The following is a 13,799-nucleotide window of genomic DNA, read 5'->3' on the forward strand; positions in this document are numbered from 1 at the left end:
CAAAAAGGAACGAGCATGAACAAGTTAGTTGAAACGTACTGTGATGTCGATGATTTTTCAAAGTTATTTTTCCCAACCTGGCAGCGTATATTGCTCGAAAATGGTGAAATTAAGCGTCGAAGAGCATGCCGCTTATCTCCGTCAGAGGTGATGACTATTATCATCCATTTTCACCAGTCACATTACAGAGATTTCAAAAACTACTATCTTCACTATGTTTGCCGTCAACTTAAAGCTTATTTTCCAGAGTTGCTGGGTTACACAAGGTTTCTCGCGCTTATGCCTAGTGTGGTGGTTCCGATGTGCAGTTACCTCACATCAAAACTTGGCAAGCCCACAGGTATACAATTTGTTGACTCCACTAAAATAGAAGTGTGTCACATCATCAGAGCTAAAAGAAATAAAGTGTTTGAAGGCGTTGCTCATCATGGAAAAGGCACTATGGGTTGGTCATATGGATTCAAACTACACTTAATAATTAATCATTTAGGTGAGATTGTGGCGCTAAAGCTCACAACGGGCAATGTGGATGATCGAGAGCCTGTTTCTGATATGGCGGACTCTATCTTCGGAAAACTCTATGGCGACAAAGGTTATATCAGCAAAGCGCTCTCTGGTGAGTTACTAGAAAAAGGTGTCGAGTTAATCACGACGGTTCGAAAGAATATGAAGAAAAAATTTATTTCATTGTGGGACAGGGCTTTATTGAAAAAACGATTTATAATCGAAACGGTGAATGATCAATTGAAAAACATTTCTTACATTGAACACTCTAGACACCGCAGTATGCATGGCTTTATGCTAAATTTACTTGGTGGATTAATTGCCTATTGCCTAAAAGAGGAAAAGCCGTCATTAGATTTAACATCGCAAGAACTTGAAATTTTAGAGAGTAATAATCTAATGTTGGCTTAACCAGATCTCAGGTTAAATATTGAGTTAGATAACGACGTTAAAACCTTAACTTAGCTTGAGGTCAATTAGTAATTTGTACCTTGATATTAAGAAGCTTGATAGCGATTTGCTTGTTTGATGCTCGCAAAATCATTAAAGCGCACACCGTGTTTTTTCATCACGGCAAGGATCTTTTTACTGATCATTTGCCGTAAATAAAATGGCTGATTCGGCACAAAGTGGTGAATAGTGTGAGTTCGACCAAAATCAAAGCAAAACAAATGAAACGGCATAAATAATCGGCTAGTTAATACGTGAGTTTGCTCCAGCATATTGTTAACGCCGCCGTAGTAATGCATTGATGAAGTAACAAAATTTAATGAACTTGACCGCACAATATTAGGCACAATCAACACCACCATTAAAAACTCAAACAGCGCCATAATGTCCAGCAGCAACGCCGGCGAATTAGCCGCAAGTGGAGTAAATAAATTAACTAAATGAAACACAATTACACTGTATAAAATAGCAAAGTACACTGTGGTAACCGGAAACCCGGCGTTAAATACCTTAAAAAAGCTAAAGCCTTTGATTTCTTTACTAAAACGTTTAGCGTTAATCAATAAGCCCAGTAAGCCATCAACAATTACTAACGCCCGTAACCATGGTTTTTTAATGCCATTACCCACTAAGCGCTCTTCTAAGTCTTGCTCAGTGCCCGACACTTTATGATGGTGCAAGTGCATTTTACGACGATACCACGGACTAATCGTGTTGGGTCGCATCAGCCACACCGTGAGCATCATAAAATTATGCAGAAAAGGTTGATTACTAAAGTACTGTTTATGAATAAGATCGTGTTCAAGCTCGTGGGAAATTGACGCTGCAATGGCCGCTAAAATAATACACAACCACGCGGGGATAATAGCAAAGTAATAAAGTACACCAACCCCAATTAACGCACTGAATGATAATAATAAAATAGCCATCCCGAGTGTATTTTGATGAGCTAATAACGGATGCTTTTGACGAAGCTTGGCTTCTTCCGCTTTAATCGCCTTAACAATGGCTTGAATATTTTCCTTAGCACTTAACGTAGTCATAAATAGCAACTGATAATCAAAGTTGCCGCAAATGATACCCGAATAAATAAAAAGCTGCTAGAGCGAGAACAACGAGCAACGAGCAACGAGCAACGAGCAACGAGCAACGAGCAACGAGCAACGAGCAACGAGCAACGAGCAACGAGCAACGAGCAACGAAAAAATAAAAGTGCGGTTAGTTTAAGTCAAGCATGTTTTTTTAATATAACTACAGTTGGGTAAGTTAGTCGTAGCTAAATCGACTTAAATTAAAATAGCAGTCTTTTGACCTGTAAGAATTATTACTGGAAACAAAGGGGTTAGACAAGACCTGTCCCTAGCGGTTTTCACATACCAATTTTAGCCTTCAAGTTCATCCTCATTTACTTCTCATTCTCTTCTCTTTGTGCAAAAGATCTTTAATTGAATTATTCACAAAGGGTTAAGAGCCGCTGCGCTTTAGAGTAATACAGATGCTAGCTCCATGAAGTGTTTACGCGGTTGGGTATACTATTACCTTATAGCCAATGCTTATAAGCTAGCGGTGGCTTTAGATCTCTGGATCAGTCGTAGGATAAGTATGTGCTACTGGCGGCAATGGCGCTATTTATAAGAAATAACACGCACTAAAATACGCGGTTTATGAAACTGGGTGTTAGCGAACGACTCGCCATAGCCTGTGGTATCACCAGTACCCAAAGTAGATGCTTGGAAGCGAAGGCCCTTGTCGAAGCTCAAAAACAAAAGGAATTAACATTCCGCTAGGCAATGACTATCTAGCGTCACAAGGTTTAGCGTCATTGAGAGATATTTGGATCAATATTCATTACGGGAGATGAACCGCCCATGCTTTGCATTATCTTTTTGTTTAACTCTTGGAACGAGCGAACCAAATCATCACACACCTTCTTTGAAGCTCCGCAACGCACCGACATATCAATATAAATAGCGCCGTTACGCTCAATCACATCCCTTTTTACATAGGCGGGATAAGCTGGATGACTGGAAGGCGTAAAGCTATACATTACTCCCTCATTCGAACTAGCAATAGTCCAACCATCGTGATCGTAAACACTGAATGATTTGTCTTTTATCAGACGAGCTAATGTTTCCTCTACGGTTTCGCCTTCTTTGTTAAAGCCAGAGTATCCCAAGTCCTCGCCAAATGAACTAGAGCAGAAAAAACACAAAATAAAATATAAAAATACGTACTTCATGAAAGTTACTCGTCTATTACAACGCCCCAAGCAAGGGATTTTGTGAGCGTTTTTCAGCGAGTAAAATTCCCGCTGGCTTGGCTTGTTATATTGCAATTTCACTAACTAACAATTGTAAAAAAAATACCAAAAACCCCGGCGAACACAAATGCACCTCCAAGTTTGTTATAAAACCTACGCGCATTTTTTAAGCCATCGTCTTCATTTTTTTCTACTTTGTAAAACATTTTTCCTGCGCCATAATCATTTCGCAAAAGTGTCTTAGTGGGCGTGAATATCACAACCAGACCACCAACTAAAAATCCAATTGCCACAATCAAATTCACGGCTCACCTCCAACGCCGAAGCTCAGTTGCCGCTGTAGAGCGAAGCGGAACAGCGGTCAATTGCAGCGACTTGTTAGCTTTGTTTGCCAAGGTATTCTTTAGCGTACAGGCCAACTAAACTACGCCCAGGATTTTGACCGTTAATCCATTCATCAACGGAGAATAGCTCAAACAATCCAACTTTAATCAAGGTCGGTACTGCGATCTTCAGCTGCTCTTCTACCTCGCCACGCTCACCTGCGTTGTATAAAGCGACGTTGCGGAGCATCGTGGCAACCGTACCTGTTTGTACCTTACTTCCATCTTTAAGGGTGACTGCGGGAAGCTCTTCTCCTTCGGCCACGATCTTTTTATTGATCGAACCAAGTTGCTCGATATTTTCTGGTGAACCTTCGGACATCTCGATCTCCTTCAATAATTTTCGTAATCGCTAACGCCTCAATAAAAGGCGAGCGTTAGCGAGTCCAGCCCACGTTTTTTGTGGGCGTTTTTCATTGCCTTGTTAGGTGCTTTAATACTTTTTATACCCATCAAGTGGCAGCCCTTTCTCGCCAGATATTTTAAGAATATTGCATACAATTTCAAAGTATTGCGGCTGTATGCCTTCTATTTCCTTATGTTCACCATGATCATTTAAAGAGCGAATAGTTTTAAAGTTATCCCACCTTCCACTTTGAGCTATGATTTCGTTAACCTCATGATGCTTTGTGCAATTATACTCACGGAATATCTTTATGTATTCATTAATTTCCTTGGACTCATTTTCAGAAAGAGGCTTACCTCTAATAACTGACTCTGAAACTTGCTGCTTACTAGAATACTCTCGGTAGATAAATACCATTTTACTGAATCTATCCGAACCAGCGGATACTAGTAATTGAAGGTCTTGCCATGAGAGCTTTGTAATATTAGTGATATGGATAGTGCTTCTTCTTCCCTTTCTATTCGATACCTGCACTACTTCATTTACACTAAAGTTTGCAATTTTTTTATATAGATTCACGTCATAGTCAATTTTCAAAACAACCTCTATCTTTCACGTGACTGACACCTAACAATTTTATAGTGCGCGAAGGGCGGATCTTTCTGCTCCGACCACACTCATTTTTTACTTTATATAGTTTTAACAAATTAGCTAATATATTACTATCACTAAGTTTTCTATTATCTTTAAGCAAAGCTAAATAGAACAATATACGCGCGTCGCTTATATCCTTGAATATGTGCGCAATCAACGTTTGGCCGCTCAATTAGCTGTTATACTTTGTCAATATCAAAATTTACCCTACAGCTACCGAAAAGCATCATTAGCATGACACGAGCAGGTTAACAGGCATTAAAAAAACACATAACTAAATATGCCAATAATTGCAGCATAAATCAGCATCGGCAGCACTGTTTTTTTGATCACCACGCCTTCTTGGTTATTTAAACCAACAATACTTGCCACCGCGATAATATTACTTATACAGACCATATTACCCATTGCTGCACCAACGGACTGTAGTGCAAGTATTAATGTAGTCGGTAAGCCAACCTGCTGCGCTATGCTGTATTGAATACCAGCAAAAGTTAGATTAGAGACCGTTGCTGAGCCGGAAAAAAATGTTCCTAAAGCACCGAGGAAAGCCGCAAACAAGGTCCAATTCTCGCCACTCAGTTGCGCAAACGATTGTGCCATATAAAAAATTGGTGCGTTGTGTTCACCTAGCATCATAAAGTTAACCATGATCAATGCGCCCAGTAACGAAACACAAGGTAAAGCGATTCGTTGCGCTGTTTCGTTGCACATTTGTTTAACTTGTTTAGCATTCATTTTTAATAACGGCAAACACACCGCCACCACGAGTACAAACGGAATAATGGCAGGTACATATAGCGTTTTATACGACCAGCTAACCCCGGTGGCAAAAATATCTTGCAGTGAGATTATTAAGGCTGCACTAAGTTGAACTTGCGCAAAACTCAAATCGGCCGCTAACCAGGCACTGTCGTTATTTAACCAGTCTTTAATGCCTAACTGCTGAATTCGCGTAAGCAACAAAACAATCATCAGTAACAATAATGGCGATAACGCAATAAGCAGTGTTTTGCACGAAATGTTCACGCTGTGCGTTATCTGTTTGTCTGCGGTGCTTAAACCAATATTAAATTTAGCAAACACAACGCTCAGCACTAGGCCGATAGCGCCACCAAGTAAAGAGGGAAATTCGTAATTCCATTGCGCTATCCACCAATAAGGTAACACGCAGGAAAAAATGCTTAAGTAAATATAGATCCCATTGCGACGGATCACCTCTGCAGATAACACAAACCGCAAGGCAATGGGCACAATGACCATTGCCGCAACAACATGACATAACGCAGTCCATTGTGATATAGCCAGTATTTGCTCTGGTACTAAATTTAAACTCGAAAAACCAAACCATGTGGGAGTACCCACAGCACCAAACGACACAGGCACAGAGTTTAATATCAACGTAAACACCACGACTTTAAGCGGCGCAAAACCTAGACCAACTAATAAAGGAGCAGCAATTGCAGCTGGTGTGCCAAATCCAGAGGCACCTTCAATCATAAAGGCAAACGCCCAACCGATGATCATTAGTTGCGCAACAGGATTACTGCTTATTGATTCTAACCAGCTTTTAATCGTTGCTTCAGCACCAGAAATAGCTAACAGCCTATTGAGCAAAATAGCGCCGGCAATAATAGAAATAGGCGTAGCAACCGATAAACCACCAGCAAGCGAATTGGCGGCGACTAATTGCCAATCAGCACGAAAATAAACTAGCTGTAAAAACCCAGTTAATAACGCCATGGCTGGCAGCGCAATATATGAAGGAAGCGGATCACGCTTAGTCATTAACCAAATTAAAATAATAATCGGCAAAGCGGCTATCACGGTACTCATCAACACATCCTTAGTGATATCGAGCTATTTACTGTCAGCAATTAATCAGCTCTAAGCAAAAATTAAACAGTTTAAAGCGCAGTTCATGAATAGCGAATAAGACCAGCGTACACCAATTTCAGAACCAGAGCCGTTTTTTACTGGCATCTTAATAAAAATATGCCATTAAGGCTAAGTTGGCACTGCCAATTAAAAATAATTTTATTATTTAGATTATCCCTCATTTACTTCTCATTCATTGCTCTTTGCGCAAAAAGTTTAAGTGCATTATTCACCAAGAGGTTCTGAGACGCTGCGCTTAAGAGAAATACATTAAGACCAGCTAACAACAAAGTATTTTTTGCTTATCCCTTTACGCCACTTGCATAGACTGTGCGTGCCAGAGGTGTGTGTAATGCCCACCAAGCGATAGCAAGCAACGGTGACTGCCCGACTCCACTACTTTACCTTGCTCAAGTACAATGATGTTGTCAGCGTCCACAATACTCGAAAGGCGATGGGCAATAGTGATCACAGTACGGTTTTGTAAAAGGTTATTCATTGCGCTCACAACCTCAGCTTGGGTGATTGGATCAAGAGATGCTGTAGCTTCATCGAGCAACACGATGGGCGCATCTTTTAACAACGCTCTGGCAATAGCAATACGCTGTCTTTGGCCACCGGATAGCAGTAGGCCACTGTCACCCACTCGGGTATTTATCCCCTCTGGCAGCTTGTCGATAAATTCTAAACAGCTAGATAATCGGCACGCTTGCATCACTTCTTCATCGCTGGCGCCAGCTCGACCAATGCGAATGTTTTCAACAATGCTGGCATCTATCAACTGAATATCTTGAAACACCATACTGATCACTTGATGTATACCTTTGGAGCCAATCTCTTTAAGGTCAAGGCCCCCTATTTTCACGCAGCCTGAGTTTGGGTCAAAAAATCGCGCACACAAATTTAATAACGTTGATTTGCCACTTCCAGACGCACCCACGATTGCCGTTGAAGTGCCTTGTTTCACACAAAAACTCACGCTATCTATCACCCTTTTATCCTCGTGATTAAACGCTACGCACTCCAGCTCTATGTCAAAGCTTGTTGGTATTTTCGGCTTAACAGGCTCTGCCAGCACTGGCTCGTTTAAAATAGACTCTAGCTTGTGCTCAGACTGCACAGCAATGCGCAAAACGGTGAGATACTCACCCACTTCGTAAAGTGGTTCGAGCAATTTTACCAACAACAACGCGAACAATATGGTCGTAAAATCTATACCTATAAAACGATGCTCGGGCAAGTTCATTGCCAACATAATTACAAATACAGTGAGCGCCATATTAAGCACAACTCGATAAGTTAAAACCGGACCGGCCCCCCACATCTCAACTTGCAGACTATGCTGTTTTGTTTGCTCTAATTGCGTGGCTACGCGGGCTAACCATGTCTGTGTTTGACCATATAGTTTGAGGGTTTTTAACGCTTCAACATAATCAGTGATCATACTGCCAGTTTGGCGATATGAATGCTGCTTGGCTCTGGCGACTTGAACAAACTTTTGTTTGGAGACTTGCATCACCCAAAATGCTAAAGGCAATAGTAGCAAAGTACCAAGCGCATATAAGGGGTTAATAAAAAGCAACACCAGCATACCAATTACAGGTGCTACCAAAGTCGAAATCAAATCAGGCGTAATATGCGAGAATATGCTCTCAATCTTTTTGATATCCTCGGTGAGCATTTCTAAAAACTCGCCACTGTGGGTACGTTGCATGCGGCCAAGGGGCAGCTGCCTAACATGGTTAATCAATTTAATCCGATAACCATGAACTATACGATAACTTCCTACAAAACTCTGATATTGACCAATATAAGCGCACCCTAATTGCACTAAAAAACAGCCACCTAAAACTAATAAATAATCCATTGGGGTTGATAGCCAAGACAAGAATGATAAAGACGTTAGAAACTGCTGCTGTAGCCAGTAAAAACATAACAGCAACGGCACAATCGCCACGCAGCGCTCCAACACACGAAAAGCAACGCCCGTATAAAAGCTCCATTTGCCGGCGCTGGCATGGCCTATCACACGGCCAATACTTGATAATGCTTGTCTGTTCATTTAAATCTCGTAGTTAATCGGTTGGAGAGCTGGCGGATCTTTCACGGTGCTTCGCTGCTCACCATCATTTTGTTGTAATCGCCAACTGTGAAGGTAATATTCACAACGCGCCAGCAGTACGTCATGAGTTCCTTGTGAGGCAATTTGACCATCTTTTAAGACAAAGATCTGACCGGTATTTTCGAGGCCTAAATACTTATGAGTAATCACTAAGAAAGTGGTATTTGGATAGTGATCTTGTATAGCCTGATAGAACTTAGCCTGAGTCACATTGTCCATTGCCGCTGCGGCTTCATCCAAAATTACTAAGCGGGTTCCGCTCACCAGCGCACGAGCGATGGCTATACGCTGTTTTTCTCCCCCTGATAAGTTTTGTCCACGCGCTTGCAGCTGTGTTTCAAGTCCATCGGGCAATTGCGTGATCCAAAGTTTAAGCTGAGCAGCGGCAATAGCATCGTCAAGGGCTGCGGAGCTAATACCACAACGGCCAAACAAGATGTTGTCACGCAATGTGCCTTCAAACAAATAACACTCTTGTGTAACCACACTCATAAACTGAGTACGCGCACTATCAGTTAATAAAGACACATCTTGTCCGTATAACTGCACTCTACCCGACGATGGCGACAACAAACCACACGCCAGCATTGCCAGTGTGGATTTGCCATTGCCAGACGCTCCCACTACCACATTCAATGAATTGGGTACCAATTTAAAGTGTACGCCCTTAAGAACTTTATGGCTTTGATAAGCAAAATTCACACTACAGAACTGCATCAGTGGATGCTTTGTATCAACTTGTATCTGGCTGTTATTTAATTTGGGCTGTTGCGCTAAATAGATAGGTGTAATGCGCTTTACACCGGCTAACAGCTCATTGGCTTCCATAAAAAAGCGACTGACTTTTATGATTGGACTAAGCATGCCCACCGCCAGCAAAATGCTCAAAATCACCTGCTCAGTGCTAACGGCCTGAGCACTGTGCAAACCAATCGCTGCAGGTAACAAGCATACGAAAGAAGCGCCAAGCAATGCAGTGTAGAGCGTCCAACCTGGCACGGTTTGACTGGTAAGCTCCAGCACCAGTTGGTGGTATCGATCCAATTTTCGATTTAAAACAGCAAAGCGTTTGCTATCTAGATTATAAAGCTTCATCAACGGCATGTTTTTAACGTAGTCGCTCAATGTGGAGGTTAAATCCTCAGATACTTGGCTAAAACGTTCGTACTGACCCGCCGTTTTATGCATAAATAAACCACTGGCTAAAAATGCTAAAGGCACTACTGCCACGGCGCAAAGTGCAAGCCGCCAGTCAATAAAGGCAAGCACCGTAAATACCACCAAAGGTGTAAGTACTGCATTGAACAGCTCTACACTTTGATGCGCTATAAAGTTCTCGATGTGCTCCACATCTTGCAAAATATTTTGTTTTAACACGGCAGGGTTTTGCGCGCTGAGCCAAGTCAACGGAAGGTTTGCCAGCTGAGTCACGAGCTTCATTCTTACTTCGGTCAGCGCTTTAAAAGCTACTTGATGGCTGAAGTAATAAGCACCTATAGAAAGCCCAGATTTTAATACAATCGCGCCACCTATGCCCGCAGCTATCCACAGTAATTGCTCGGCGGAGGCTGATAAAGGGTTCAATAACTCTTGTATCGAAAGAAATAATAAATACACCGGCACTAGCTCAAAGATGGTGACAAACACCATTAAGCTCAAAGCCATAAACATCTTGCCCTTATAAGGTCTACAGATCGCAAAGATGATAGACCAAGGACTATGATTCTCCTTGGTTTCATGCGACTCAACACGCATATGCCTACTCCTTTAAATGCGCTTAAAAATCGGCCTAATAAAGCAATCCAAATAGTGATTAATATCGCCCTGCCAAGTAAATATGACCTTACCGATAACCTCGCTTTTTAAATATCATGGTTTTATACCAAATAAACGTGCCAACTTTACCACACTGTGATTTATCTAATCCCAGTTAAAAATAGTGCTAAGCCTACTGTAGCAAACCTAATAGATCTCCCCGTATCCGTTAACTAACCCCCAAATCGGAAATAAGTGTGGAAACCCCAAAAATACACAAAAATTTATACGAAAAATTACCGATAGGGGCATACAACTCCTTTTAAGGGTGGGAACAAATTGCGCAAACACATATACATTAGAGCCGTGAAAACGTCATAAAAAATAACACTCGCAATTGTCGCAACTCAGAAAACAAACGCGATCGTGCCTCATAATCGGAGAACTATTGTGAAAACAACACCAGATACCCCCGTCCGGCCAAGGGCAGAGCAAGAACTTTATATCGAAAATAACTATTGGCAACAACAGTCTCTCGGCTCCCTCGTTTCAGTTTGGCGTACTCAATTTTCAAATAATGTCGCTTTGATAGAGGCAGGCACTGCACTTACTTATGCCCAATTTGAACAGCGCGTGCTAGCACACAGTGCAGGATTTCAGCAACTTGGTTTAAAAACCGGTGATCACGTCATGATACAACTGCCAAATAATCTCGATTTTGTGATCAGTTGTTTCGCAATGTTTCATTTGGGTGTCATTCCGATTTTAGCAATGCCCGCACAGCGTGAGTCTGATATTGCCGCTCTGTGTGACCTAAGTAACCCAGTGGCATACATCGTGCCCAACAACTATTTAGGCCACGATTATATTGCCATGGCAGAGCGTATCGTGTCAGCGTGTCCAAGTATTGAGCATGTATTGGTATCAGGTAATGCACCAGCAACAGCTCCGTTTACACCCCTGTCTCAATTAGCCAGTACAACCCCCGTGGTAGCACCAAGCATTGACCCTTCCTCTACAGCGTTAATGTTGCTTTCTGGTGGCACCACTGGCACACCCAAACTGATCCCACGCAGTCACAACGACTACCACTACAATGCCAAAGCCTCAGCTGAGCTGTGTCAACTTAACCAACACACGACCTACTTAGCTGTATTGCCGGTTGCACACAACTTCCCGCTTGCTTGTCCTGGGATCATCGGTACTTTATCTCAAGGCGGTAAAGTCGTGCTTTGCCCAGCGCCCGGACCAGACGAAGCATTTCCACTAATTGAACAACATAAAGTCACCCACACAGCACTAGTACCAGCCCTCGCAAAACTGTGGCTTGAGGCAAAACAGTGGGATGACACCGACATCAGTAGCTTACAACTGTTACAAGTAGGCGGCGCAAAATTTGCCACCGAGCAAGCTCTGCAAGTGCCCGAAGTGCTTGGCTGCAAGCTACAACAAGTGTTTGGTATGGCTGAGGGTCTGCTGTGCTTCACCCGGCTAGATGACCCACAAAGTGAAGTGGCACATACCCAAGGTCGTCCACTGTGCGACCTTGACCAAATTCGCATTGTTGACGAACAAGATAATCCCGTAGCCCAAGGTGAAGTTGGAGAACTTCAAACCAAAGGGCCATACACCATTGCGGGCTATTACAAAGCACCAGCGCAAAATCAAACTGCCTTTACCTCGGATGGCTTTTACCGCACAGGTGACTTAGTGCGTATGAACCAGTCAGGTAACCTGATTGTTGAAGGGCGAATAAAAGAACAAATTAACCGCGCTGGCGAAAAAATCTCCGTCGCCGAAATTGAGCAGCGCCTACTTACACACCCATACATTGACGAAGCTACATTAGTACCGGTACCAGACGCGCACTTAGGCGAGCGCAGTTGTGCATGTATTATTTCCAGCCAGCCTGTTTCGCTAAACGATGTGCATCAACTATTAAAAGAACAACAAATTGCACGTTTTAAGTACCCAGACCAAATTATTTCACTGAGCTTTTGGCCGCTCACCGCTGTAGGGAAAATCAATAAAACAGCACTGGCAAAACGTGCTGAGGAAGAATATATAGAGACCTCTATAAATCAGTCACAATCAACAACCTATTTTGAAAAAATTATCTCAGTTCAATCTGCAGCCGCGCAGTTAGCGCCCTGGATTTCTGAGCTAAGTACTAATCCATTTAAAGCGGTTTACGAAAGCAAATCTGCTTGGTCTATCGGCATTGGCAAAGTGGTTGAGCTTTACTCAAATGGCTGCGAAATCACACTGCAGCAAGGTGAGAAAATAGCACAGTTTAGCGGTGAGTCATTTGCCGAACTGATGGCACAAGCGCTGCAGAGTCTTGAATTCGACAATTGGCGTTTGTACGGCGTGGCTAAATTTGAACTGGCCAGTGTCTTTCACGGTATTCAAACACATACTGAACATAACAAGTCTCTACAATTGTTTTTGCCTGAACAAGAAGTGCGCCTTGCAGAAAGCCAAGCCACGCTGCGTGCATTGAATGAAGCAGAACTAGATGCACTTGAAGCCTTGGTTCAAAAAGCAGATAAAACGTGCGCACAAGCAGCAAGCATTGCCGCGCTAACGCCTCTACAAACGCCGCAAATCAACACCCAATATAAAGACGAGTACAAAGCATCGGTAGCCAAAGCCGTTGTAGAGATCTGTAACAAACAATATCAAAAGGTGATCTTATCTCGCCGCATTCAAGTGCCAAATAGTGTCTGCTTGAATAAGAGCTTTCGCTTTGGCCGCTTAAACAACTCGCCAGCGCGCTCATTTTTGTATCAACTAAACGACTTTTCAGTTGCAGGATTCAGCCCAGAAACATTGCTTGAGGCCAGCCGTGAAGGTTACATCAGCACTCAGCCACTGGCAGGCACCCGTGCCCTTGGGAACTCGCCTCAAGAAGAACAGCAATTGCGTGAAGAGCTACTTAATGATACCAAAGAAATCGCCGAACACGCCGTATCTGTAAAACTTGCACAAGAAGAACTGGCACAGATCTGTGAACCTAGTTCGATTTCTATCAGTGAGTTTATGACCATCCGTCGCCGTGGCAGTGTACAACATCTTGCCTCACGTGTTTGTGGTCAACTCAGTGACAACAAAAACCCGTGGCATGCATTTCAAGCCCTGTTCCCAGCTGTAACGGCTTCTGGGATCCCAAAACGCGAAGCCATTGAGGCCATACTGCGACTTGAGCCAAACCGCAGAGAGTGCTACAGCGGCTGTGTAATGATTGTAGACAGTGATGGATTTATGGATTCAGCCTTGGTGCTACGTTCAATTTACCGCGCCGATAACTGCACTTGGTTACAAGCAGGTGCTGGCGTGATTGACCAGTCAAAACCCGAGCGCGAGCTGACCGAAACCATCGAAAAACTGACCTGTATCGCCAATTACCTAATTGATGAAAAAACGCTTGCAGAGGCGGAGAGCTAA

Annotated in this window: 11 protein-coding genes; 3 read left to right on the forward strand and 8 right to left on the reverse strand. The window is 42.8% G+C overall.

Annotation, left to right across the window (positions count from 1 at the left end):
• The first annotated feature begins 15 nt into the window (after positions 1-15).
• Positions 16-915, forward strand: a complete 900-nt coding sequence (locus NDQ71_RS07950; RefSeq protein ID WP_301562541.1) for an IS982 family transposase — start codon at positions 16-18, stop codon at positions 913-915.
• Positions 916-1,001: 86 nt separating this feature from the next.
• Here the strand turns inward: NDQ71_RS07950 and NDQ71_RS07955 are convergent, their stop codons facing one another.
• Positions 1,002-1,997, reverse strand: a complete 996-nt coding sequence (locus tag NDQ71_RS07955) for a fatty acid desaturase (RefSeq protein ID WP_192543252.1) — start codon at positions 1,995-1,997, stop codon at positions 1,002-1,004.
• Positions 1,998-2,460: 463 nt separating this feature from the next.
• Here NDQ71_RS07955 and NDQ71_RS07960 point away from each other — a divergent pair, with 463 nt between their 5' ends.
• Entirely contained in the window at positions 2,461-2,589 is a 129-nt protein-coding gene (locus NDQ71_RS07960) for a group II intron maturase-specific domain-containing protein (protein ID WP_225736795.1), read from the forward strand.
• Positions 2,590-2,773: 184 nt separating this feature from the next.
• Here NDQ71_RS07960 and NDQ71_RS07965 read toward each other — a convergent pair whose 3' ends face one another.
• From NDQ71_RS07965 to NDQ71_RS07995, 7 genes are all read right to left on the reverse strand, one after another.
• A complete protein-coding gene (locus tag NDQ71_RS07965; protein ID WP_192543247.1) occupies positions 2,774-3,193 on the reverse strand; it encodes a molecular chaperone DnaJ in 420 nt (139 codons plus the stop codon).
• A 101-nt stretch (positions 3,194-3,294) separates the two neighbouring features.
• Positions 3,295-3,519, reverse strand: a complete 225-nt coding sequence (locus NDQ71_RS07970) for a hypothetical protein (RefSeq protein ID WP_192543246.1) — start codon at positions 3,517-3,519, stop codon at positions 3,295-3,297.
• Positions 3,520-3,592: 73 nt separating this feature from the next.
• Positions 3,593-3,919, reverse strand: coding sequence for a hypothetical protein (locus NDQ71_RS07975; protein WP_192532262.1), 327 nt, complete (start codon positions 3,917-3,919; stop codon positions 3,593-3,595).
• Positions 3,920-4,030: 111 nt separating this feature from the next.
• A complete protein-coding gene (locus NDQ71_RS07980) occupies positions 4,031-4,540 on the reverse strand; it encodes a hypothetical protein (RefSeq protein ID WP_192542167.1) in 510 nt (169 codons plus the stop codon).
• 315 nt (positions 4,541-4,855) lie between these two features.
• Positions 4,856-6,433, reverse strand: a complete 1,578-nt coding sequence (locus NDQ71_RS07985) for an L-lactate permease (protein ID WP_225736665.1) — start codon at positions 6,431-6,433, stop codon at positions 4,856-4,858.
• Between the two features lie 352 nt (positions 6,434-6,785).
• Positions 6,786-8,537, reverse strand: a complete 1,752-nt coding sequence (locus NDQ71_RS07990; protein WP_192542165.1) for an ABC transporter ATP-binding protein — start codon at positions 8,535-8,537, stop codon at positions 6,786-6,788.
• On the reverse strand, positions 8,538-10,352 hold the full coding sequence (locus NDQ71_RS07995; RefSeq protein WP_192542164.1) for an ABC transporter ATP-binding protein: 1,815 nt from the start codon (positions 10,350-10,352) through the stop codon (positions 8,538-8,540). It abuts the gene before it with no gap.
• Between the two features lie 450 nt (positions 10,353-10,802).
• On the opposite strand from NDQ71_RS07995, the gene NDQ71_RS08000 reads away from it, so the two are divergent.
• Positions 10,803-13,799 carry a salicylate synthase gene (locus NDQ71_RS08000; protein ID WP_192542163.1) on the forward strand — a complete coding sequence of 999 codons (2,997 nt, stop codon included), beginning with the start codon at positions 10,803-10,805 and terminating at the stop codon, positions 13,797-13,799.

Origin of the sequence: Pseudoalteromonas sp. KG3 (genome assembly GCF_030436385.1) — a bacterium.
GTDB lineage: Bacteria > Pseudomonadota > Gammaproteobacteria > Enterobacterales > Alteromonadaceae > Pseudoalteromonas > Pseudoalteromonas prydzensis.